Below are 21,982 nucleotides of genomic sequence, written 5' to 3' on the forward strand. Positions count from 1 at the left end.
CCTCTCTTAAGCTTCTTGCTCTACAGTGTCTTCAATACCTAGTTCTTCGTGGAGCCAGTCGTATCCTTGAGCTTCTAACTTATGCGCCAAGTCGGCACCACCCGATTGAACAACTTTACCTTGAATCATAACGTGTACATGATCTGGTGTGATGTAGTCAAGTAGACGTTGGTAATGCGTAATAATTAGGCAACCAAAACCTTCGCCACGCATTTCGTTAATACCTTTTGCAACTATTTTCAATGCATCGATGTCTAGACCAGAGTCAATCTCATCTAGCACTGCAAATTTAGGCTCTAACATCATAAGTTGGAGAATTTCGTTACGCTTTTTCTCTCCACCAGAGAAACCTTCGTTTAAATAACGAGTTGCCATTTCTTCTTCCATTTCAAGCGTTTCCATTTTCGCATCTAGGGTACGAATGAAACTCATTAAAGGAACTTCGTTACCTTCACCACGTTTTGCGTTTATTGCAGAACGTAAGAAGTCGGCATTTGTAACGCCTGTAACTTCACTTGGGTATTGCATTGCTAGGAAGAGACCTGCTTTTGCACGCTCGTCAACTTCCATTTCAAGTACATCTTCACCGTCAAGTGTAATTGTTCCTGCAGTTACTTCATATCTGGGATGTCCCATAATCGCTTGCGCGAGTGTAGATTTACCTGTACCGTTCGGACCCATGATTGCGTGGATCTCATTTGTATTGATCGTCAAATCGACGCCTTTTAATATTTCTTTGCCTTCAATTTCTACATGAAGACCTTTAATTTCTAAAGTAGCCATTCCAATACCTCCAATATAATAAAGTCGAATAGATATCCAATACCCATTCTCAATTTAGTATCATTCTAATCTTAACGTATAAAGCTTCACCATGCAACTCATTGAGAAATGTTCCTCTACCAACTGATTGCCCTTAATTCAAGACTTCTTACATACATACTGCTAGTCTTCGCCCATTTTCATTTATCTATCCCTTACTGAGAATACAAACAATTTAAAAAGCCGGCACATTTTACTGTACCGGCCTGCGTGTTTTTTTTACTGTTCAGTCTTTAGGTTCGTTTTAATCGATTTGTCACCTTTATCTTTAGTGAACTTATCAACGATTATAGCAAGTGCACCATCCCCCGTGACGTTTGTTGCTGTTCCAAAACTATCTTGCGCCATGTAAAGTGCAATCATAAGCGCAACCATTGCTTCGCTGAAACCTAGCATCGTGCTAAGTAAACCTACTGCCGCCATAACCGCACCACCCGGAACACCTGGTGCTGCAATCATTGTGACACCTAGCATGAAGATGAATGGAAGATATGAACTGAATTCCACTGGGACACCATTCATAATCATGACGCCGATTGAACATGATACTAACGTGATTGTACTACCTGATAGATGAATCGTTGCGAAAAGGGGAATTGTGAAATCCGTTACCTTATCCGATGCACCTGTTTTACGTGCTTGTCTTAATGTAACAGGAATAGTTGCCGCAGACGATTGTGTTCCAAGAGCTGTAAAATAAGCCGGCGCCATCGTTTTCATTAAGAATAATGGACTTTGTTTTGAAACAGAACCCGCAACTGTATATTGTATTGTAAGCATGACAAGGTGAAGAATAATAATCATCGCGAATACAACCGCAAAAACAGAAAGTACCCTGGCGACTTCTCCAGTATATGTCATGTTAAGGAATATCCCGAAAATATGAAATGGTAATAACGGAATAATAACGAAAGTAATCACTTTCTCAATTAACACATTAAATTCTTCAAATACATCTAGCAATGACTTACTACCAATAGAAGCCATCCCGATACCAAATAAAAATGCTAGTAGAAGTGCAGACATAACACCCATAATTGGTGTCATTTCAAGTTCAAAAAATGCTTCTCCGGCCACACGAGCCGCATCTTCAATATTCCCTTCTCCAACACTGCCAATAAACTTAGGCAATAACGTGGACGCAGTAAAGTAAGCAAGAATACCCGCTGCTATTGTAGAGGCATAAGCAATTAATGCCGCTATTCCAAGAAGTTTCCCGGATCCTTTACCAAGCTTTGCAATTCCTGGTGCGATGAAAGCGATGATAATTAGTGGAACGATAAAATTCAAAAACCCACCAAATATCATATTAAATGTTGCGGCAAGACTGACAAACCAACTTGTAAATGCCTCACCAATTACAGGAATGTTCGGCAGAAGTAAACCAAGAATGACGGCAAGCCCTATTGCAATAATAATACGCCATATAAGTCCCAACTTCTTCAAAATATAGTCCTCCTCTTATTACTTTTATGTATATAAGAGCTAAGAATACCACAATATTTTCGCTATTGGAACAACATCTTTATTTTTCAGCCTATAAACGTAAAAACCCCACCAATTATAATATAATCGGAGGGGTTACTTTATTTATTTAACCGGAACGATTGAACCGTCCCACTCTTTTAATATGAAATCTTGAATCTCTTTAGATCTTAAGACTGCAAGCAATGTTTTAATTTCTGCGTTATCTTCATCGCCTTCTCTTACAGTAATAATATTAGCATAAGGTGAATCTGTATCTTCGAGAACAATCGAATCGTTGATTGGGTCTAATCCCGCATCAATCGCGAAGTTCGAGTTAATTAATAGCGCGTCACCTTCATCTTGCTTATAAAGTTCTGGCATTAAGGCAGGATCGTAATCTGCTTCAAACACAAGATTCTTTGGGTTCTCAATGATGTCTTTCACTTCAGCAGCCGTTTTCTCTACTTTTTCATCAAGTGTAATAAGTCCTTCTATTTCAAGCATTGCAAGTATACGCCCGTGATCTGTAATTGAGTTACTCATTAGAATAACCGCGCCATCTGGCAATTCGTCTATTGATTGATATTTTTTCGAATACACACCAATTGGTTCAATATGGATACTTCCCGCATTCACAAATTTATAGCCGTGATCCTTAATTTGTGCATTTAAATAAGGAGCGTGTTGAAAATAGTTTGCGTCAAGAGTACCGGACTCTAAATCTTGGTTGGGGAATATAAATTCTGTGTATTGTTCAATAACAAGGTCAATTCCTTTTTCCTTTAACAACGGTTTTGCCTCTTCTAAAATAAGGGCATGCGGTGTATTGGATGCGCCAACAACTAGTTTAACATCCTCTGTTTTCTCTTTAGCATCGCCTGAACCTGTATCTTCCTTATCCTTTTCAGCTGCTCCGCATGCGACAAGTGCCAGTGCACCGAACGCGAGTAATGCGATTAGTAATATCCTCTTCATTTAGCATCTCTCCTATTTATCAATTTATGTAAGCAGGTTTACCTGACTTTCATCGTTTATCAAGTTTTCTTACTGCAATATCTCCAAAGAATTGAACAATGAAAACGATGATTAATATTAGTATTGTCGAGACCATCGTCACGTCTTCCCGACTGCGTTGGAATCCATCCATATATGCTAGCGTACCCAGACCACCTGCACCTATAATTCCGGCCATCGCCGTATAGCCCACAAGTGCGATTGAAGTGACGGTTATTCCAGAAATAAGGGCTGGCATTGATTCTGGTAATAAAACCTTATAAATAATCGTAGATGTTTTTGCGCCCATTGATTTTGCCGCCTCAATAACACCCTTATCAATCTCTTGCAATGCGATTAAGACCATTCTTGCATAGAACGGGGCAGCACCTATGATTAGCGCTGGCAGAGCCGCATCCGGACCACGCACTGTTCCGAACAATAATTTAGTGAATGGAATCAGCAAGATAATCAAAATAATAAACGGAATCGACCTAAAGATATTAACAAACGCATTTGAAATTGTATTAATTAGCTTATTTGACCATAATTGCCCTGGCCCTGAAAGAAATAATAAGACGCCTAAGGCAAGCCCAATAATGAATGTAAGTAGAGTCGAAATCGCCGTCATATATATAGTCTCTACTGTCGCATTCCACATCTTAGCCCAATCGACGTTTGGAAATAGATTTTCAATCATTGCTGATCACCTCTGTTCGTACGTCTTCTTCGTTTAGAAAATGGATTGCTTCTTGTACAATCGGGGCTTCACCATTTAAATGAAGAATAAGCGTCCCGTATGCGCCGCCATGTGTATGTGATATATTTCCTTGCACAATGTTTATCTCAACATCAAATTTACGAATGAGGCTTGCAAGTACTGGTTGTTCCGTTCGTTCTCCTACAAACACTAACTTTATAAGTTTACCATTTGGATATTCTTCAATAATGTGCGTGATCGCCTGTTTCGCTTCCACAGGTTCCGTAATTTGAGAAACAAACCGTTTCGTAATTGGTTCTTGCGGTGACTGGAATACATCCAGAACATTTCCCATCTCAACAACTTTACCCGCTTCCATTACCGCTACCCGGTGGCAAATCTTCCGAATGACATGCATTTCATGCGTAATGAGCACAATTGTTAAGCCGAGTCGTTCATTAATACCCGTCAGTAAATCTAAAATAGAATCCGTTGTTTCTGGATCCAACGCTGAGGTTGCTTCATCACATAATAAGACTTCGGGATCGTTTGCCAGCGCACGAGCAATGCCTACGCGTTGTTTTTGTCCACCCGACAATTCCGATGGATACGCGTTTTCACGACCACTTAAGCCTACTATCTCTATAAGTTCAGCCACTTTTCGTTCTCGTTCACTTTTCGGTACATTGGCAATTTCAAGCGGAAATGCAATATTTTCTTTCACTGTTCTCGACCAAAGCAAGTTGAAGTGTTGGAATATCATAGTTACTTTTTGGCGCGCTTCCCTTAACTCTTTTCCGGTCATCGACGAAATTTCTAAACCGCCAATCGCTATTGTTCCGGAGGTCGGCATCTCAAGACCGTTTAATAGTCGGATTAACGTACTTTTACCGGCTCCACTATACCCGATGACTCCAAATATTTCGCCCTTTGTTATGTCTAGTGATACATCATCTACCGCTGCAATACTTATTGCGCCAAGGCCAAATTGTTTTTTTACATTTGCTAAACGAATCATCTATTTTCCACTCCTATAAAAATAAAAAAACCTTTCCGCAGAAGAGCAGAAAGGGTTCACGTTAGTAGTTAGTTATTTACGTTTGTCCAATCTCTCATCTTCCATAGCATTCGCTGTGGGTGATTTGGCACCACTTCACAATTGTGATGGTTGCCGGGCTTCATAGGGCACTTCCCTCCGCCTCTCTCAATAAGAGTTAACATATTCAATTCAATCTTAGTAACAACTTACCATAGGCTTATAAAGTATGTCAATTTATTTTCATCAGAAGATCAGGTACTGATTGGAACGCATACACTTTTTCCTGCAGCACGCCATCTTTCATAATGAGCAGACACGGGACACTTTCAATTTCATAATCCACCGCAAGGTCCCCAAGATAATTCAAATCCGCTTTTCCAATAGGTAAATCCGGCTTCATCGCATCAATAACAGTCATCATCTTAGATGCTACTGCACATGTCCCGCACATCGGGGTATATAAATAATACAAAGATTTTTCATAGTTGATACTAGCCGTTTCCCATTCTTTTCGTGTCCATGTTTCCATAAATTCAACCTTCTTTACTTCAAAAATTTAGAGTGGACCTCAATATGTGCCGCTGAGAGGACGGCCGCCAAAACACTATCAGGTGTCGTCTCAACTTCCCGGTATACTTTCTCAGTATATATATGAATCGCCAAAGGGTATTCCCTTTTGAATAATTTTCTTAGTTTTTCACCATCTTCATCGGCATCGACAAAAACAAACATCTCCCATCCTTCATAGGGTGTGAGCATTTCTTCAAGTTGATACGAACTAATGGTACCATTTGTACAAATTACTTTCACGTGTTCTGCCAGGATTCTTAAGATTCTCTTTCGATCTGATTTACCTTCTACAATTATCACTCTTTGTTCTGGCACGACGAGTCCTCCTTGGTTAGCGTTCGTTACATTTGGAATGTAAAAAACGCCGAAACAGCGCCGGCGCTCATTACAACAATTATTCGATTGTCATTTTGTCATATTCTTCAGCTGTCATAAGTGTATCAATTTCAGACACGTCAGATGGTTCAACAACGATCATCCAAGCTTGTCCAAACGGAGATTCGTTAACGAATTCAGGGCTATCTTCTAGCTCTTCGTTCACTTCAAGTACTTTTCCGCTAATTGGTGCATAGAGCTCAGAAACTGTTTTAACTGATTCAACGCTTCCGAAAGGCTCGTTCGACTTGATTTGATCTCCGACTTCTGGAAGTTCAACGAAAACAATATCGCCAAGTTCAGATTGTGCGAAGTGCGTAATTCCAATGCGGTAGTTACCGTCTTCTTCCTTAACCCATTCGTGCTCTTCTGAATATTTCAACTCTACTGGTGTTTTCATAATTCTAGCCCCCTGATTATATATTCTTTCAATCTAATAGTGCCATAACACGTAGGTAAATACAAGAGTAGTTGTCTTACTTCCAGACTTTTTCAAAATCTTCTTCTTTAAATCCAACCGTTGTTTTTCCATTTCCGTGAACAATCGGTCTTTTTATTAACATGCCGTCTGATGAAAGCAAGCTGATTTTCTCTGCTTCGGTCATTGTCGGTAGTTTGTCTTTCAATTTAAGCTCTCTGTATACTTTTCCACTTGTATTGAAAAACTTTTTAATTTCCAATCCTGATGTAGCTATTATTTCGCGCAACTCTGATTCTGTTGGCGGGGTTTCTGCAATGTTTACTTCTTTGAAATTAAATTCCTTTGCTTCCAGCCACTTTTTCGCGTTCCTACATGTGCTGCATTTTGGGTATCCGTAATATGTAATTTCCATAACTGTAACACCTCCATTTTTATTCATTATAGCAAACATAGCAAAGAAATCACCTAGAACCATTAATGGCTTCTAGGTGATTGTTTATATTGCAGGATATTGAATCCTACTATATCTGATTGAGAATGAGCTAATGAGGCCATTGTAAGTCCGATTCGCTTCATTCACCCTGATTTCCGTTACGAGCGGACGCTTTCCGCGGGCGAGCGCCAAGCCGCATCGTCGCAAATTACGCTCCTGCTGGGTCTCGGCTGTCTCGCTAATTCCGCTGGAGTCGACGCTCTCCACTCCTATCAAGTAAAGACTTTGGTGTTGCGCCTCTATACTTAAACGATATATTTTGCTTGGTCGATTAGTTTTACTGATGCTTCACGTTTCTTAGCAATAACATTATAAGGTGTTGAACGAGTTAACTTGCGTAGTGCTGACAGCATCATGCGTTGGTTATCGCCTTCAACTGCTGCAAGTAGTGTTTCTTTCGCATCTTTTTCGATTGCTTCAAACGCTTCTTGACAGTAGATTTCAGTGTATAGAATCTTCTGTTGTTCTTTTTCTACCCCGTTACGTGCAATTGCTTTTTCTGTACGAAGTAATGCAGATTCCATTGCGAAAACATTACTTGCGATATCTGCAATATTAACTAGAACCTCTTGTTCTTTTTCAAGTTCTAATCCAAAGCGTTGTGCTGCGAGCCCTGCGACTAGAAGTCCAATTTTCTTCGCATTTTTCACAAGTACTTTTTCTTGTGCAAGGGCTTCGTCACCGATTTCTTCTGGCATCATCATGAGTAGTTCTTCTTGAAGTTTTTGCGCTTCTTGAAGTAAAGGCAATTCGCCTTTCATTGCTTTTCGCATAAATGTTCCTGGCACAAGTAAACGGTTAATTTCGTTTGTTCCTTCGAATATACGGTTAATACGCGAGTCTCTGTAAATACGCTCAACTTCATACTCTGCCATAAAGCCATATCCACCATGTAGCTGAACTGCTTCGTCAGCAACAAAGTCTAGTAATTCGGAACCGGCAATTTTATTGATCGAACACTCAATTGCATATTCAGCAATTGATGCTGCAATCGCTTTACCATCTTTACGTTCTTCAGGTGTCATTGCACTGTTACGTTCTTCGAAGTAACCGATTGTTCTATAAATCAAGCTTTCTGCCGCATAAATCTGTGTGCCCATCGTCGCAATTTTTTCTTTCGTTAAGTTGAATGAAGAAATTGCCGTTTTAAACTGCTTACGCTCATTTGCATACTCGATTGCTAATTGAAGCGCACGTTTTGAACCACCTACAGTACCTACTCCGAGCTTGTAACGACCGATGTTCAAAATGTTAAACGCAATCACATGACCACGGCCAACTTCGCCTAGTAAGTTTTCAACTGGAACTTGTGCATCTTGCAAAATTAATGTGCGTGTAGAAGATGATTTAATACCCATTTTCTTTTCTTCTGCACCAACTGATACACCAGGGTAATCTCTTTCAACAATAAATGTTGAGAATTTATCGCCATCAACTTTTGCATATACAACAAATACGTCCGCGAATCCAGCATTTGTAATCCACTGTTTTTCTCCATTTAGGACGTAATGTGTGCCTGCTTCATTTAACTTCGCAGAAGCACTTGCGCCCAACGCATCAGATCCTGAACCCGGCTCTGTCAAAGCATAAGCGGAGATTTTATCACCTGATACGGAATTTGGTAAATACTTCTTCTTTTGTTCTTCGTTACCGAATAGTACAATTGGCAATGTTCCAATTCCAACGTGTGCACCGTGTGTAATCGAAAAACCACCTGCACGGGACATATTTTCAGAAATAAGAGATGAAGATATAGCGTCTAGTCCAAGTCCTCCATATTCTTCAGGTACATCTGCACCAAGAAGACCCAGGTCCCCAGCCTTTTTCAGTAGCTTTACAGAATGCTCAAATTCATGGTTTTCAAGGTTATCAATAACCGGTACAACTTCGTTTTCCACATAATCTGCTGTCGTTCGAGCAATCATTTTATGTTCATCGGTAAAGTCCTCTGGTGTGAAGATCCTATCCGCTTCAATATCCTCAATAAGAAAAGCTCCGCCTTTTATTAAATCATTCGTTTTTAATTCAGTCATTTTATTTTCCTCCTTTTAGTTAAACCGCTTTATTCTTTTTTAATAATCCTTGGGTGCCAGATGCTCGAGTCATAAGCCAGTTCAATTACGTGGCAAAGGGCGCCACTTCATTGACCCGTCTTATGCTTGTCGCATCTGGACGGCACCTTGCGCTTTTCTTCTTGTCTAGCTCCAGGTGCCAGCCCCTCGAGTCGCTTCAGAATTACTGGTAAAGGCAAAGTACGCCTTTTCCAGTAATTCTTCCAGCGCTTGTCGGGGCTAAACGGCACCTTGTGCTTTTCTTTAGAGCATTTCGAATACGCCTGCTGCGCCCATTCCGCCGCCGATGCACATTGTTACGACGCCGAATTGTTTGTTTTGGCGTTTCAATTCATTCATCATGCGTATTGTTAAGACAGAACCTGTCGCTCCCAGTGGGTGGCCTAATGCTATCGCTCCACCGTTAACGTTTACACGGTTCATATCAAGACCTAGATGACGGATAACTTGAAGCGATTGAGATGCAAATGCTTCGTTTAATTCCCATAAATCGATGTCTTCGATTGAAAGCCCCGCTAGTTCAAGTGCTTTAGGGATTGCTACAATCGGTCCGATACCCATAATTTCAGGTGGAACTCCGCCAACAGCGAACGAACGGAATTTTGCAATCGGTTTTAGACCTTCTGCTAACGCAACTTCACGGTCCATGACTAGGACTGCTCCGGCGCCATCAGATGTTTGTGAAGAGTTACCTGCCGTTACCGAACCCGCTACGTGAAATGCTGGACGTAAACGTGCAAGTACTTCTGTTGTCGTGCCATGTCGAACGCCTTCATCCATTCCAAACATGGATGTTGTTTCTTCAAGTTTTCCGTTATGATCTACGTTACGTTTCGTAACTTCTACAGGTACAATTTCATCGTCGAATTTGCCTGCCGCAATTGCTGCAGCTGCTCTTTCGTGGGACTGAACAGCAAACGCATCTTGGTCTTCACGGCTAACACCATATTTCTTTGCAACTTGTTCTGCTGTATGGCCCATTCCCATATAGTACTGGGGTGCCGTTTCTGCTAAGTGGGCGTTCGGACGGACTGTATTCCCCATCATTGGCACCATACTCATCGACTCAGCGCCACCTGCAATAATCGCCTTCGAGTGACCGAGCATAATTCGTTCTGCACCGTAGGCAATCGATTGAAGGCCTGACGAACAGAAACGGTTTATTGTAATGGCCGGCGTCGTATCTGGTAACCCCGCAAGAGCCCCGATATTACGCGCCATATTCATTCCTTGCTCCGCTTCAGGCATCGCACAACCAATAATTAAATCATCGATAGCACCGTCATAACCACCTGCACGCTTCAATGTTTCCCTTACTGCTAACGCGCCGAGATCGTCCGGACGAACTGTTGCAAGTGAGCCTCTGCCCGCTTTTCCTACCGGTGTCCGTGCGCCGGCTACTATAACTGCTTCACGCATTATTTCTTCCTCCTTTAAACTACTTATATATTGAATTTTTTTACCATTCAAAGGTGCTTATCTATTCAGTTACGCAGTGGTTTTCCTTTTACGAGCATGTGCTGCATACGTTGTTGTGATTTTGGTTCTGCAACAAGGCTTAGGAACGCTTCACGCTCAAGGTCTAGCATGTATTGCTCTTCCACAAATGTGCCGTATGGAACTTTTCCACCCGCAAGTACATACGCAAGTTTCTTCGCAATCTTCAAATCATATTCGCTAATAAATCCTGACAAGAACATTCCTTCTGCACCGAGAAGTAACGTTGCATAACCCGAACTTCCAGTCACTGGAATCTTCTGGCGTTTTGGTGCTTGGTAGCCATTATCATGTAGAGATATTGCTACTTGTTTCGCATCATAAATTTGATGATCTGCATTGACGCTAATACCGTCTGCAAAATTGAGGAAGTTATTATCACGTGCTTCTTCAGCAGAGGTAGATACTTTCGCCATCGCAATCGTTTCAAAGACTTTGTTTGCGACATTTTGATAGTCAACTACAACTCCGTTTGGCATGCCTTTTAGATGTTTTGCATATAGCCCAACGTTTCCTGCTCCACCTGGAATCAGCCCAACACCTGCTTCAACAAGCCCCATATACGTTTCTGTCGTAGCTTGAATATGTGCGGCTGGAAGACAAACTTCGGCCCCGCCACCTAGTGTCATTGCGAATGGTGCAGCAACAACTGGTTTCGAAGAGTATTTAATTTTCATCATCGCGTTTTGGAATGTTTTTATGACGAAATCGAGTTCAAAGATATTGTCATCCTGGGCTTCCATTAAGATCAGTCCGAGGTTCGCCCCTACACAGAAGTTTCTTCCCTGGTTGCCAATCACTAGCCCTTTAAAATTCTTTTCAACTTCATCAACCGCAAAGTTGATCATTTGCATAATATCGAGCCCTATTGCATTTGATTGCGAATGGAATTCTAGTAGAGCAACACCGTCGCCCAAATCAATAAGACTTGCGCCCGAGTTCTTTTTAATAACACCGTGCTTTTTCTTATAGCGCCTTAAATCAATCTCTTTTTCATTTACAGGTACTGGCTTGTAATCTTCTCCATCAAAGAAATAAAGTTCGTCTTCTACCTCTTTATAGAAAGATTCATAACCCTTGTCTAGTAAACTTTGAACGAAAGCAGGAATTACTTCTCCTTCTTCTTTCATTCTTTCAACAGATTTATTAACGCCTATTGCATCCCACATTTCAAATGGACCTTGTTGCCAAGCGAATCCCCACTTCATTGCATTATCGATTGCAACGATGTCGTCTGCAATTTCACCGTGTAATTCTGCTGAATAAAGAAGCGTTGGTGCAAATACGTTCCATAAAATTTCACCCGTGCGATCTTTTGCATAAACAAGAGACTTCACACGATTCGCAAGGCCTTTTTGTTGTTTAGCCATTTCAATTGAAGGCGTTTTCAATTTCTTCGCTTTGCTATATTCAAATGTCTCTGTATTAAGTTCTTGGATTTCTCTATCTTTTTTCAAGTAGAATCCTTGTTTCGATTTGGCACCTAACCAACCATTATCAATCATCTTCTTCATAAATTCCGGCAATTCGAACACTTGCTGTTCTTCGCCTTCTGTTTTATCGTAAACGTTTTTCGCTACGTGCATAAACGTATCAAGTCCGACAACATCTAGTGTACGGAACGTTGCTGATTTTGGCCGTCCTATTAATGTCCCCGTAACGGAATCCACTTCACCAATTGAATACCCACGCTTCTCCATTTCACGGAGTGTAACGAGTAATCCGTACGTACCAATTCGGTTTGCGATAAAGTTCGGTGTGTCTTTAGCGATTACGACCCCTTTACCAAGAATATCTTCACCGAAACCAACCATGAAATCGACAACTTCAGGAGCTGTTGTACTTGCCGGAATAACTTCTAATAGTTTCAAATAACGCGGTGGATTAAAGAAGTGTGTTCCCAGGAAATGTTTCTGGAAATCTTCCGAACGTCCTTCTTTCATTGCTTCGATACTTATACCTGATGTGTTCGAAGTAATGATTGTGCCAGGTTTACGAACTGCATCGACTTTTTCATACAAACCTTTTTTCACTTCTAGATTTTCAACAATGACTTCAATAATCCAGTCAACTTCTGCTAGTTTTTCAAGATCATCATCAAAGTTCCCTGCTTCAATAAGGGATAAATTGCTTTTTGACGTTAACGGCGCAGGCTTTTGTTTTACTAGATTCTGCAATGCACTCGTTGCAATTTTGTTGCGTACTTGACCATCTTCAAGCGTAAGACCTTTCGCTTTCTCGCCGTCTGTTAATTCCTTTGGAACAATATCCAATAAAAGTACGGGAATCCCTATATTTGCGAGATGAGCTGCAATGCCCGATCCCATAACACCCGAACCTAAAACTGCTGCTTTTTTAATTTGATAAGCCACGTGGAATACCTCCCTTTATCTTTTTGAATGAACACTCATTCATTTTATTGGCAAAAAAAATAGAACCAACTTCTATATCCTTATTGTAAAGCATTAATATACTTTTCGCAATATTTTAATGAGAAAAAGGAAATAATTATTTTAATATAAGGCTTTTCATGAAATTTTCTTTAGTACTAATAGATTTAGCGGTAATAATGAGTTTGTTATCAACAATTAAAGTTGTATTCTAATCCCATCCCTCGTAAACTTGGGTAACAGTATACTTTGTGGGCATGTATTCATGAAAGGGGATTTAAATAATGATAGATCCACTCGATTTTATTGGAAAATCACAACACGATGACGATATTGATAAACGTTTTCGCCAATCTGCCTGCGGTCCAGTTACTGCATACCTCATGTTGGCTCATCATTTCCCGGAAGCATCCCAGTACAATGTCAATGAACTATACCGAATTCTGGGCGGAACAAGAATCGGTTTATTTACACGACGCTTCATTAAAAACATGAATAATTTACTGGGAAGCGATTGGAATGTCGCACGTTGTACAATTGATGAAGTTATAGAGCAAATCGATGCGGGACATCCGGTTGCTGCCAAGTTCGATAAATGGTTTTCATTTAAATGGCGCGGTAAATATGAATTCGATTATCACTGGGTGCCTGTTGTAGGATATGACAAATCTGCCGATGATGTCACGCTCATCATTCATGATAATGGCGGGATAAATCGACCAAGTAAGTTGCGACAAGTTTCCTATAAGAAGAACAAATCAATTCTTACATTCGTAAAAATAGAAAAGACATCAACATACTAAGCTTCGACTGATAAGTTCGTGCCCATGCAACCGAAGCTTTTTATAATTAGTATAAAGATTCAAGTGCCTGTTTCAGCGTAGCAAAACTCTCTACTTTTCCGAACGATAAACCAAGTTGTACGAGTGATAGCGCAATCGATGGGTTAATGCCGCTCACTATTGGCTGAATGCCAAGCAATCTCAATGCATCGAATAAGTTAAACAACTCCTGCGCAACATGCGTATCCGTCGTGCCTAATCCCGATAAGTCGATTATTAAATGATCTAACTCAAGTTCAGATGCTTGGAATAGCATATCTTCCTGCAAAGTAAAAACTCGCTCATCGTCAAAAGAGCCTATTATTGGGAGTACTGCTATATGGTCAGTAATGGATACGATAGGAAAAGACAACTCTCTGACAATTGATTGCGTCACTTGGTGGCGTTCTTGCTCCTTAATAATGAACTGCAAACTAAAATAGTAAACCCCTTCATTAAGCGATGTGTCCAGAACTTCAATAACATCATACATTTCAGCCGGAGTTAAGCCGAGTTCAAGCGCTTCGTTCCTCATAATGTTTCCTATAAAGTTTCGGTATTCTGGCAGTTCTCTCAACATCGCATCGAGGGATATAGAGCTTTTCATGGAAACTATTTTCCCATTCTTCTCCGCCCATTCTTTTAACAGTTTATATCGATCTTTTTCATCCAACGTAATTGCTTCAGCGTATAGACAAAACAGACTTTCGCGCATAGGAAGAAATTGACTAGCTAATTTTTTAATGCTGGGTACCTACTGTTCTGCTTTTCTGTAACTACTTGTGCTAATTTTGGTGCTTGATTTATTATTTCTTTACTCATCTGCCGTAAGTGTTCAATCATCCCTTAGCCTTCCCCCTTCTGTTTTAGATAAAAAGTGAATCCGCTTGTCTAACAATCATCGAATAACCTTCTTTTTCAATTAGCTCCCGTCTTAATTGATTGTAAATAGGGGTTTCCATTTTCTCTATATTATCAGTCATATCGACATCACAATGTATTTCAGCAAGTTGTTTTGATAACAGCAGCATGTCCATTCCCTCTTCAATCAGTTGCCGTCTTCTAGGTGTTAATTCGCCGAGTGCTTCAATAACACCTTCTACAGATCCGTATTTCTTAATTAATAAAAGTGCCGTTTTCGGTCCTATCCCTTTTACGCCTGGATACCCATCGCTTGCATCTCCCGTGAATGCCTTTTTATCGATATATTGTAAGGGAGTGATGCCGTATTCTTCTATAAACCGGTCTTCCGTGTAAATATTGTATTCACTATAACCGCGTTTTATTAGTGCGATTTCTACACCTGGTCTGAGCAGTTGTAGTAAATCCTTGTCCCCCGTTACAATCGTAATCGTTGCTTTTCCGTCCCATGCTTTAACCAGTGAACCGATTAAATCGTCAGCCTCCATACCTCGTTCACCGTAATTTTTCCAACCAATCAATTCAGATACGTTTCTTGCCATATCAAATTGTGGAACAAGCTCCTCCGGTGGCGCAGGACGATTCGCTTTGTAGCCATCAAACAGATCATTGCGGAATGTATGCGCGCCCATATCCCAGCATACCGCCATATGTGTTGGTTTAAAAAGTGATTGAGCTGTCATTGTATGTCTTGCAAACCCTTGAACACCGTTCGTTGGTACGCCAGCATCATTGGGAAAATAGTGCCCCATTGCTGATGTCGCGAAAAATGAGCGAAATAGAAGTGCCATTCCGTCGACAATTAAGATGTGCGGTTTTTCTTGTTTATTCAATTTAATCAATTCCTCCATCGTTACAACAATTCTATATATAATAGTAGACTATTTAACGTTGAATCGATATTGAAATGGTTTATAGTAACGCAGGAATTAGCAGAACTACTACAATTAGCGTAAGAACCGTAAGATTTGCTGACTTAGTAATATGTTCCTTACTTGTATCCTTTTTTCCGTATCTAAGTATGATTGATAAGATAAAAAAGTAAATCAAGATTAGAAAGTAAATGACGATTATATCCAATATCCAACGCCTATCTAAGGATAAATCTGAAAGAACTGTCGTGCCTAATATGAGTAAAGCAATGAATGATACCACAAGTAAAAGCCCGATAATTGCCGGCATAATTCGCCATATCTTATGTACAAATAACCTTGAACCCTTCTTCTCTTGGCATAAAAGTAAAAATGAAAATCCCCAAGTGACTATAATAACTGTAATAAAAAACACAATGATACTTGTCTCAATAAACCTCTCCACAAACGAAAAGAGTTTTGTTATTTGAAGCGTATATATGTTATTTACGACGACTAGTGCTGTAAATCCAAAGACAATGAGCATTTGATAGAGTGTCCATTTTGACATAGTTATCCCTCCTGCTCATTGATACGTTTTGTACATTCAATAAGATTTGTTTTATAAGTAAATAAGAACTAAAACTCCGTAATGGTTTTAGTCCTTATTATTTTTATTTAGTCATATTTTCTTCCAAATAATGTGCAATTGATTCAATGTCTGGCGTAAAAATTCTATCCTCATTAATTGGTTCAACGATTTCCCGCAACTTATCATACTGGCTACGCGTTTTCGGTGCCATCTGGCTTTCCCCGCGAATGGTACAAGCTGTCATTGCACAGAGCGCCTCTATGGCAAGAACGTTTCTTGTGTTTTTTATAATTGAGTAGGCATGCCTCGCGCCTATTGTTCCCATCGAAACATGGTCTTCTTGGTTGCCCGACGATGAAATTGAATCGACAGACGCCGGATGTGCCAGCGTTTTATTTTCAGATACGAGGCTTGCTGCTGAATACTGTAAAATCATCGCACCAGACTGCAAACCAGGTTCCGGACTAAGAAATGGTGGCAATCCTTCATTGAGTTGTGGATTGACGATTCTCTCTATCCGCCGCTCCGAAATATTTGCGAGTTCTGCCACACCAATTTTCAGAAAATCCATCGCGAAAGCAATTGGTTGACCGTGAAAGTTCCCCCCCGAAACAACCGTGTCTCCATCATCAAAAATAAGTGGATTATCAGTTGCAGCATTCATTTCAATTTCCAATTTCTCTTTAACGTAATTCAGCACTTGCCAACTTGCTCCGTGAACTTGTGGAATACAGCGAATTGAGTATGCATCCTGTACGCGTATTTCTCCTTGCACCGTCGTAAGATTACTGCCCGTTAACAAGTCACGCATTCTCTGGGCAACTTCGACTTGCTCTGGATATCCTCGGGCTTCGTGAATCGCTGGGTGTAAAGCGTCCGTTATTCCATGCAGTGCTTCCATCGTCATCGCCGCAATCCATTCGCTATCGTACGCGAGTGACGCTGCCTCTAGATAATTGATAACCCCCTGTGCAGTCATCGCTTGCGTGCCATTAATAAGCGCAAGCCCCTCTTTAGCCTCGAGTACAATCGGCTCTAAACCATGTTCCATCCATACCTCTGCCGCTGGTCTATGCTTGTCATCTTCCCAAACAAACCCTTCACCAAGAAGTACGAGTGCCAGATGTGCAAGTGGTGCCAAATCACCCGAAGCCCCCAGCGATCCTTGTTGCGGTATGACTGGATGAATGCGATTGTTCATCATGTAAACGAAACGCTCTAGTACTTCCACACGTATCCCAGAAAACCCCTTCAACAATGCGTTCAAGCGCAACACGACCATCGCCCGAGAGACTATTTCTGGAAATCGGTCTCCCACCCCGCACGCATGTGATCTAATGAGGTGTAATTGCAATGCTTTGGTATCTTTTTCATCAATGCTCACATCACTAAACTTTCCAAACCCAGTATTAATGCCGTAAACAGTCCGATCTTCACGTACAATTTTCTCCACAGCGAGCCGACTTTTCTTTACAAGTTTCAAAGCCTCTTCGTCCAATGAAACCGCGGAACCTCTATATAAAATGGCTTTCATTTCATCCATATTAAGCGTTGCTCCTGTCAATTCAATCAAAGCTATCACCCTTTACTCCAAATTCCAAAGCACTTATCCAATGACTTTTACGCCTTTTTTCCAAACAGCTTTCACATGGTTCACACCAAAAAGGTATTGTAGTTCCTGATAACTTGAAATATCCCATAGAACAACATCTCCCTGTTTACCTAGTTCAAGTGAGCCCGTTTTATCTTCCATTTGAATCGCACAGGCCGCATTATACGTAGCGGCAGTTAGTGCCTCGGCAGGTGTTAGACGCATCGAAATGCAGGCCAAATTCATAACAAGCGGCATTGATGTTGTCGGTGATGATCCCGGATTACAATCTGTCGAAATTGCGACCGGAACGCCCGCATCAATCATTTTGCGACCTTCAGCCGCCTGTTCCCTCAGAAATAAAGCTGTCGCCGGTAGTAAACAAGCGATTGTTCCCGCAGCAGCCATCGCTTTAATTCCTTCATCAGACGCCTTTAATAAATGTTCAGCCGAAATGGCACCTACTTTTGCAGCAAGTTCAGCACCGCCATAAGGTTCTATTTCATCTGCGTGAATTTTTGGCGTTAAGCCATATTTTTTTCCAGCTTCCAAAATACGCTCCGATTGCTCGGGTGTAAATACGCCCACTTCGCAAAATACATCGTTAAAGACGGCAAGATTTTCTTCTGCGATAGCGGGTAGCATTTCATTAATAACTAGGTCAACGAAATCCTCTTCCCTGCCTTTATAATCCGTTGGAACAGCATGTGCCCCCATAAATGTAGGGACAAGATCTATCGGATGCTCTTGTTGGAGTCGTTTCATCACACGAAGTTGCTTCAGTTCATTCTCCAAATCAAGACCGTATCCGCTTTTCCCCTCAACCGTTGTGACACCATGTTTTAAAAAAGAATCCAACCGTTTTTTCGACTGTTCGACGAGTTCTTCTTCAGTCGCTTCACGTGTCATTTTTGTCGTTGCGTGAATTCCACCGCCAGCATTCATAATATCCATATAGGTTGAGCCTTCAAGACGCATTTCAAATTCTCGCTCACGGCTCCCCCCGTATGCAACATGTGTATGTGGATCCACGAGTCCAGGCGTAACTAAATGTCCCGTTGCATCTATAATATCTGCTTCATCCGCACGTTCTTTGAACTGCTCTTCGAGTTCAGACGTCTTACCAATTGCTTTAATAAGTCCGTCCTCTATCCACACACTGCCATCCTCAATGATCGATAAGTTATTCATTTCTTCTTTAATTCGTGGCTTTGTTGAATGTTGAGCCATTGTCGCAAGTTGTGATGAGTGTTTGATCCAAACAATTGACGTCATTTTCTATCCGCTCCTTTTTCCATCATTGGAATGTTTACACCTTTATCGCGTGCTGTTTTTTCTGCTAATTCATAGCCTGCATCGAAGTGACGGACCACACCCATACCGGGATCGGTTGTCAACACACGCTCAATTCTCGCTTCCGCTTCCTTCGTTCCATCGGCGACAATAACCATGCCAGCATGAATGGAATACCCCATGCCTACACCGCCGCCGTGGTGTACAGAAACCCAAGTTGCCCCGCCGACTGCATTAATCATCGCATTCAAAATTGGCCAATCCGCAACTGCGTCTGAACCGTCCTTCATCGCCTCTGTCTCGCGATTTGGTGATGCCACAGATCCCGAGTCAAGGTGATCACGTCCAATCACAATAGGTGCGCTTAATTCACCGGAAGCCACCATATCATTAATGATTTTCCCGAAACGAGCACGTTCCCCGTACCCCAGCCAACAAATTCGTGCCGGCAGTCCTTGGAATTCGATTTTATCTTGCGCCATACGAATCCAGTTGCATAAATGCGTATTATCGCTAAATTCGCGTAAAATGACTTCATCCGTTTTATAAATATCTTCAGGATCCCCTGATAGAGCGACCCAACGGAAAGGCCCCTTGCCCACACAAAATTGTGGTCGAATATAAGCCGGCACAAATCCTGGAAAATCGAATGCGCGTCCAACACCTTCGTCCAGAGCCACTTGGCGAATATTATTCCCATAATCGAATGTGATTGCCCCTTTATCCATCATCGTCAGCATCGCTTCTACATGTTTGGCCATTGAAGCTTTTGAAAGTTTTACATAGTCGACCGGATTTGATGAACGAAGTATCGTCGCCTCCTCTAATGACATACCAGAAGGGATGTAACCATTGAGCGGATCATGTGCAGATGTCTGGTCGGTTAAAACGTCTGGAATAAATCCCCCTGCAATCATTTCTGGTAGGACGTCAGAGGCATTGCCTAGAAGGCCAATCGACAGCGGTTCCCCCTTAGATTTTGCCTCTTCTGCAAGTCGAATCGCTTCATCTAATGAGTCCGTTTTCACATCTGTATAGCGCGTTTCAATGCGGCGATCAATACGTGTTTCATCAACTTCAATCCCAATACAAACGCCGCCCGCCATCGTTACAGCAAGTGGTTGTGCTGCGCCCATTCCACCTAGCCCTGCTGTAAGCGTGATTGTTCCTTTTAACGACCCATTGAAATGTTGTTTTGCGAGTTCAGCGAAGGTCTCATATGTCCCTTGGATAATTCCTTGTGAGCCTATATAAATCCAGCTTCCCGCTGTCATTTGTCCATACATCATCAGCCCTTTTTTATCCAGCTCGTGGAACGTCTCCCAATTCGCATACGCGGGGACGAGATTCGAGTTTGCTATCAATACTTTAGGTGCATCGGTATGAGACTTAAAAATAGCGACAGGTTTCCCGGACTGAACCAAAAGCGTTTCATCATTCTCTAGTTCTTTTAGTGAGCGAACAATCGCATCAAATGACTCCCAATTTCGTGCTGCCTTCCCAATCCCACCATAAACAATGAGATCATCCGGGTGCTCCGCCACTTCTTCGTCCAAATTATTCATTAGCATACGAAGCGCGGCTTCTTGCTGCCACCCCTTCGTATTTAGTTCCGTCCCTCTATACCGGATAATTCGTTCAGATGCTTTTCCCAATCTAAACCCCTCCTTACTAATCTACTTCCATCTTACATGATGAAAGTACCTAAAAAACGATTATTCCGAAAGTTTAGTCTGTGCTAATAAGGTACTGTTTTAGCTGGGTAAAGTGGTTTGCGTGGGTAAATTTCAGGGAGGCGCGGGATTTCAGGTTGCTTGCACTCGGGGTGGGTTTACTTGCACTGGTCGACAGTTTGCTTGCACTCGGGATTGATTTGCTTGCATCAGTCGACAGTTTGCTTGCACTCAAATAAATCTGCTTGCAAGTCGGGACCTTCAACCTAGCTATTATGATCAATAATGCTGATCAACAAAATTCCACAGTATTTTCCCATCAAATATTTCTATTTGTGTATTACTACTGACTCAAACGAAGCAGGCTTACCACTTATACATTAGACACGCAAAACATCATAAAATTTTAATTTCTATAAAAGTCCAATCCTTCCCCTTTTTAATCGCATACACTAGGAAGAATCGCTTGGAAGGGGAGATTTTGATGGTAAATAGACAACCCGGTGAATTTAATGAACAACAATGGTACCCACAATTGCCTGATGGTTATGACGGACAGGAAAGACATAGAGGTTCAGGGCACGGAAACAGACCTGGATTTCCACCTGGATACGGAGGTTCAGGGCACAGTAACCAACCTGGATTCCCACCTGGACACGGTGGTTCAGGGCACGGTAACCAACCTGGATTCCCACCTGGATACGGAGGTTCAGGGCACGGTAACCAACCTGGATTCCCACCTGGACACGGTGGACCAGGACACGGTAACCAACCTGGATTCCCACCTGGACACGGTGGATCAGGGCACGGTAACCAACCTGGATTCCCACCTGGACACGGTGGACCAGGACACGGTAACCAACCTGGATTCCCACCTGGACACGGTGGACCAGGGCACGGTAACCAACCTGGATTCCCACCTGGACACGGTGGATCAGGGCACGGTAACCAACCTGGATTCCCACCTGGACATGGTGGATCAGGGCACGGTAACCAAGCACCAACATCTGCTCCGCCGAACATGACGCCACCATATCCGAGTAACCAACTGTATGCAGTGGATCCCGGCGCAATCGCGGGATGCATGTACCGCTACACATACGTCTGGCTATCAAGAAGACAAGGTTTTTGGTTCTATCCAGTATTTGTCGGTCGCACTTCCGTTGCCGGCTATAGATGGAGAAGCAGACAAAGAAGATGGCAATATGTAGGGCTTGACCTTAGTAACATTAATTCATTTTCCTGCTATTAATAAATCGAGTAGGAGGGAGTGATTAACTCCCGACCTCTCACACCACCGTACGTACCGTTCGGTATACGGCGGTTCAATTAAGATTGATGACGCAAAACTTCATAACGTGATGATAAACTTTTGAGCCCTTGATGATTCCAATAGGAATT

General features: G+C 41.8%; 20 protein-coding genes and 1 riboswitch. Of the genes, 2 read left to right on the forward strand and 18 right to left on the reverse strand.

The window, feature by feature from the left end:
• Window positions 1-6 precede the first annotated feature (6 nt).
• The 12 genes from sufC to KSU66_RS18685 all read right to left on the reverse strand — a co-directional run bounded on the left by sufC (window position 7) and on the right by KSU66_RS18685 (window position 12,821).
• Window positions 7-783: a Fe-S cluster assembly ATPase SufC gene (gene sufC / locus KSU66_RS18630; RefSeq protein ID WP_269052968.1), complete on the reverse strand. Its 777-nt coding sequence runs from the start codon at window positions 781-783 to the stop codon at window positions 7-9.
• Window positions 784-1,041: 258 nt separating this feature from the next.
• Window positions 1,042-2,268, reverse strand: coding sequence for a dicarboxylate/amino acid:cation symporter (locus KSU66_RS18635; RefSeq protein ID WP_269052969.1), 1,227 nt, complete (start codon window positions 2,266-2,268; stop codon window positions 1,042-1,044).
• A 144-nt stretch (window positions 2,269-2,412) separates the two neighbouring features.
• Window positions 2,413-3,264 carry a MetQ/NlpA family ABC transporter substrate-binding protein gene (locus KSU66_RS18640; protein WP_269052970.1) on the reverse strand — a complete coding sequence of 284 codons (852 nt, stop codon included), beginning with the start codon at window positions 3,262-3,264 and terminating at the stop codon, window positions 2,413-2,415.
• Window positions 3,265-3,313: 49 nt separating this feature from the next.
• Window positions 3,314-3,982 carry a methionine ABC transporter permease gene (locus KSU66_RS18645; protein ID WP_269052971.1) on the reverse strand — a complete coding sequence of 223 codons (669 nt, stop codon included), beginning with the start codon at window positions 3,980-3,982 and terminating at the stop codon, window positions 3,314-3,316.
• Window positions 3,975-5,000 carry a methionine ABC transporter ATP-binding protein gene (locus KSU66_RS18650; protein ID WP_269052972.1) on the reverse strand — a complete coding sequence of 342 codons (1,026 nt, stop codon included), beginning with the start codon at window positions 4,998-5,000 and terminating at the stop codon, window positions 3,975-3,977. Before KSU66_RS18650 ends, KSU66_RS18645 begins: the two co-directional genes overlap by 8 nt.
• Window positions 5,001-5,091: 91 nt before the next feature.
• A riboswitch (SAM riboswitch) is annotated at window positions 5,092-5,196 on the reverse strand.
• Window positions 5,197-5,250: 54 nt separating this feature from the next.
• On the reverse strand, window positions 5,251-5,550 hold the full coding sequence (locus KSU66_RS18655; RefSeq protein ID WP_269052973.1) for a thioredoxin family protein: 300 nt from the start codon (window positions 5,548-5,550) through the stop codon (window positions 5,251-5,253).
• 14 nt (window positions 5,551-5,564) lie between these two features.
• Entirely contained in the window at window positions 5,565-5,906 is a 342-nt protein-coding gene (locus KSU66_RS18660; protein ID WP_269052974.1) for a toprim domain-containing protein, read from the reverse strand.
• A gap of 79 nt (window positions 5,907-5,985) precedes the next feature.
• A complete protein-coding gene (gene gcvH, locus KSU66_RS18665; protein WP_269052975.1) occupies window positions 5,986-6,366 on the reverse strand; it encodes a glycine cleavage system protein GcvH in 381 nt (126 codons plus the stop codon).
• 76 nt (window positions 6,367-6,442) lie between these two features.
• A complete protein-coding gene (locus KSU66_RS18670; protein ID WP_269052988.1) occupies window positions 6,443-6,799 on the reverse strand; it encodes an arsenate reductase family protein in 357 nt (118 codons plus the stop codon).
• 326 nt (window positions 6,800-7,125) lie between these two features.
• Window positions 7,126-8,913: an acyl-CoA dehydrogenase family protein gene (locus KSU66_RS18675; protein WP_269052976.1), complete on the reverse strand. Its 1,788-nt coding sequence runs from the start codon at window positions 8,911-8,913 to the stop codon at window positions 7,126-7,128.
• A 282-nt stretch (window positions 8,914-9,195) separates the two neighbouring features.
• On the reverse strand, window positions 9,196-10,371 hold the full coding sequence (locus KSU66_RS18680; protein ID WP_269052977.1) for an acetyl-CoA C-acetyltransferase: 1,176 nt from the start codon (window positions 10,369-10,371) through the stop codon (window positions 9,196-9,198).
• A gap of 65 nt (window positions 10,372-10,436) precedes the next feature.
• Entirely contained in the window at window positions 10,437-12,821 is a 2,385-nt protein-coding gene (locus tag KSU66_RS18685) for a 3-hydroxyacyl-CoA dehydrogenase/enoyl-CoA hydratase family protein (protein ID WP_269052978.1), read from the reverse strand.
• Between the two features lie 302 nt (window positions 12,822-13,123).
• Between KSU66_RS18685 and KSU66_RS18690 the strand changes: the two genes are divergently transcribed.
• A complete protein-coding gene (locus tag KSU66_RS18690) occupies window positions 13,124-13,642 on the forward strand; it encodes a C39 family peptidase (protein WP_269052979.1) in 519 nt (172 codons plus the stop codon).
• A gap of 46 nt (window positions 13,643-13,688) precedes the next feature.
• On the opposite strand, the gene KSU66_RS18695 is transcribed toward KSU66_RS18690, so the two are convergent.
• The 6 genes from KSU66_RS18695 to hutU all read right to left on the reverse strand — a co-directional run bounded on the left by KSU66_RS18695 (window position 13,689) and on the right by hutU (window position 20,563).
• The gene (locus tag KSU66_RS18695) at window positions 13,689-14,375 is read right to left on the reverse strand and encodes an STAS domain-containing protein (protein ID WP_269052980.1); all 687 of its coding nucleotides are present in this window, start codon (window positions 14,373-14,375) and stop codon (window positions 13,689-13,691) included.
• 151 nt (window positions 14,376-14,526) lie between these two features.
• Window positions 14,527-15,372, reverse strand: a complete 846-nt coding sequence (locus KSU66_RS18700; RefSeq protein WP_443029008.1) for a 5'-3' exonuclease — start codon at window positions 15,370-15,372, stop codon at window positions 14,527-14,529.
• Window positions 15,373-15,493: 121 nt separating this feature from the next.
• On the reverse strand, window positions 15,494-16,003 hold the full coding sequence (locus KSU66_RS18705) for a hypothetical protein (RefSeq protein WP_269052982.1): 510 nt from the start codon (window positions 16,001-16,003) through the stop codon (window positions 15,494-15,496).
• A 103-nt stretch (window positions 16,004-16,106) separates the two neighbouring features.
• Entirely contained in the window at window positions 16,107-17,597 is a 1,491-nt protein-coding gene (hutH, locus tag KSU66_RS18710) for a histidine ammonia-lyase (RefSeq protein ID WP_269052983.1), read from the reverse strand.
• Window positions 17,598-17,630: 33 nt separating this feature from the next.
• Window positions 17,631-18,890: an imidazolonepropionase gene (gene hutI, locus KSU66_RS18715; protein ID WP_269052984.1), complete on the reverse strand. Its 1,260-nt coding sequence runs from the start codon at window positions 18,888-18,890 to the stop codon at window positions 17,631-17,633.
• Window positions 18,887-20,563 (reverse strand): urocanate hydratase, encoded by a 1,677-nt coding sequence (gene hutU / locus KSU66_RS18720; protein WP_269052985.1) that lies wholly within the window; start codon window positions 20,561-20,563, stop codon window positions 18,887-18,889. The genes hutI and hutU overlap by 4 nt, the downstream gene beginning before the upstream one ends.
• 502 nt (window positions 20,564-21,065) lie before the next feature.
• Between hutU and KSU66_RS18725 the strand changes: the two genes are divergently transcribed.
• Complete coding sequence (locus KSU66_RS18725) at window positions 21,066-21,833, forward strand: hypothetical protein (RefSeq protein WP_269052986.1); 768 nt, start codon at window positions 21,066-21,068, stop codon at window positions 21,831-21,833.
• The last annotated feature ends 149 nt before the right edge of the window (window positions 21,834-21,982 follow it).

The organism is Sporosarcina sp. G11-34 (genome assembly GCF_026931025.1).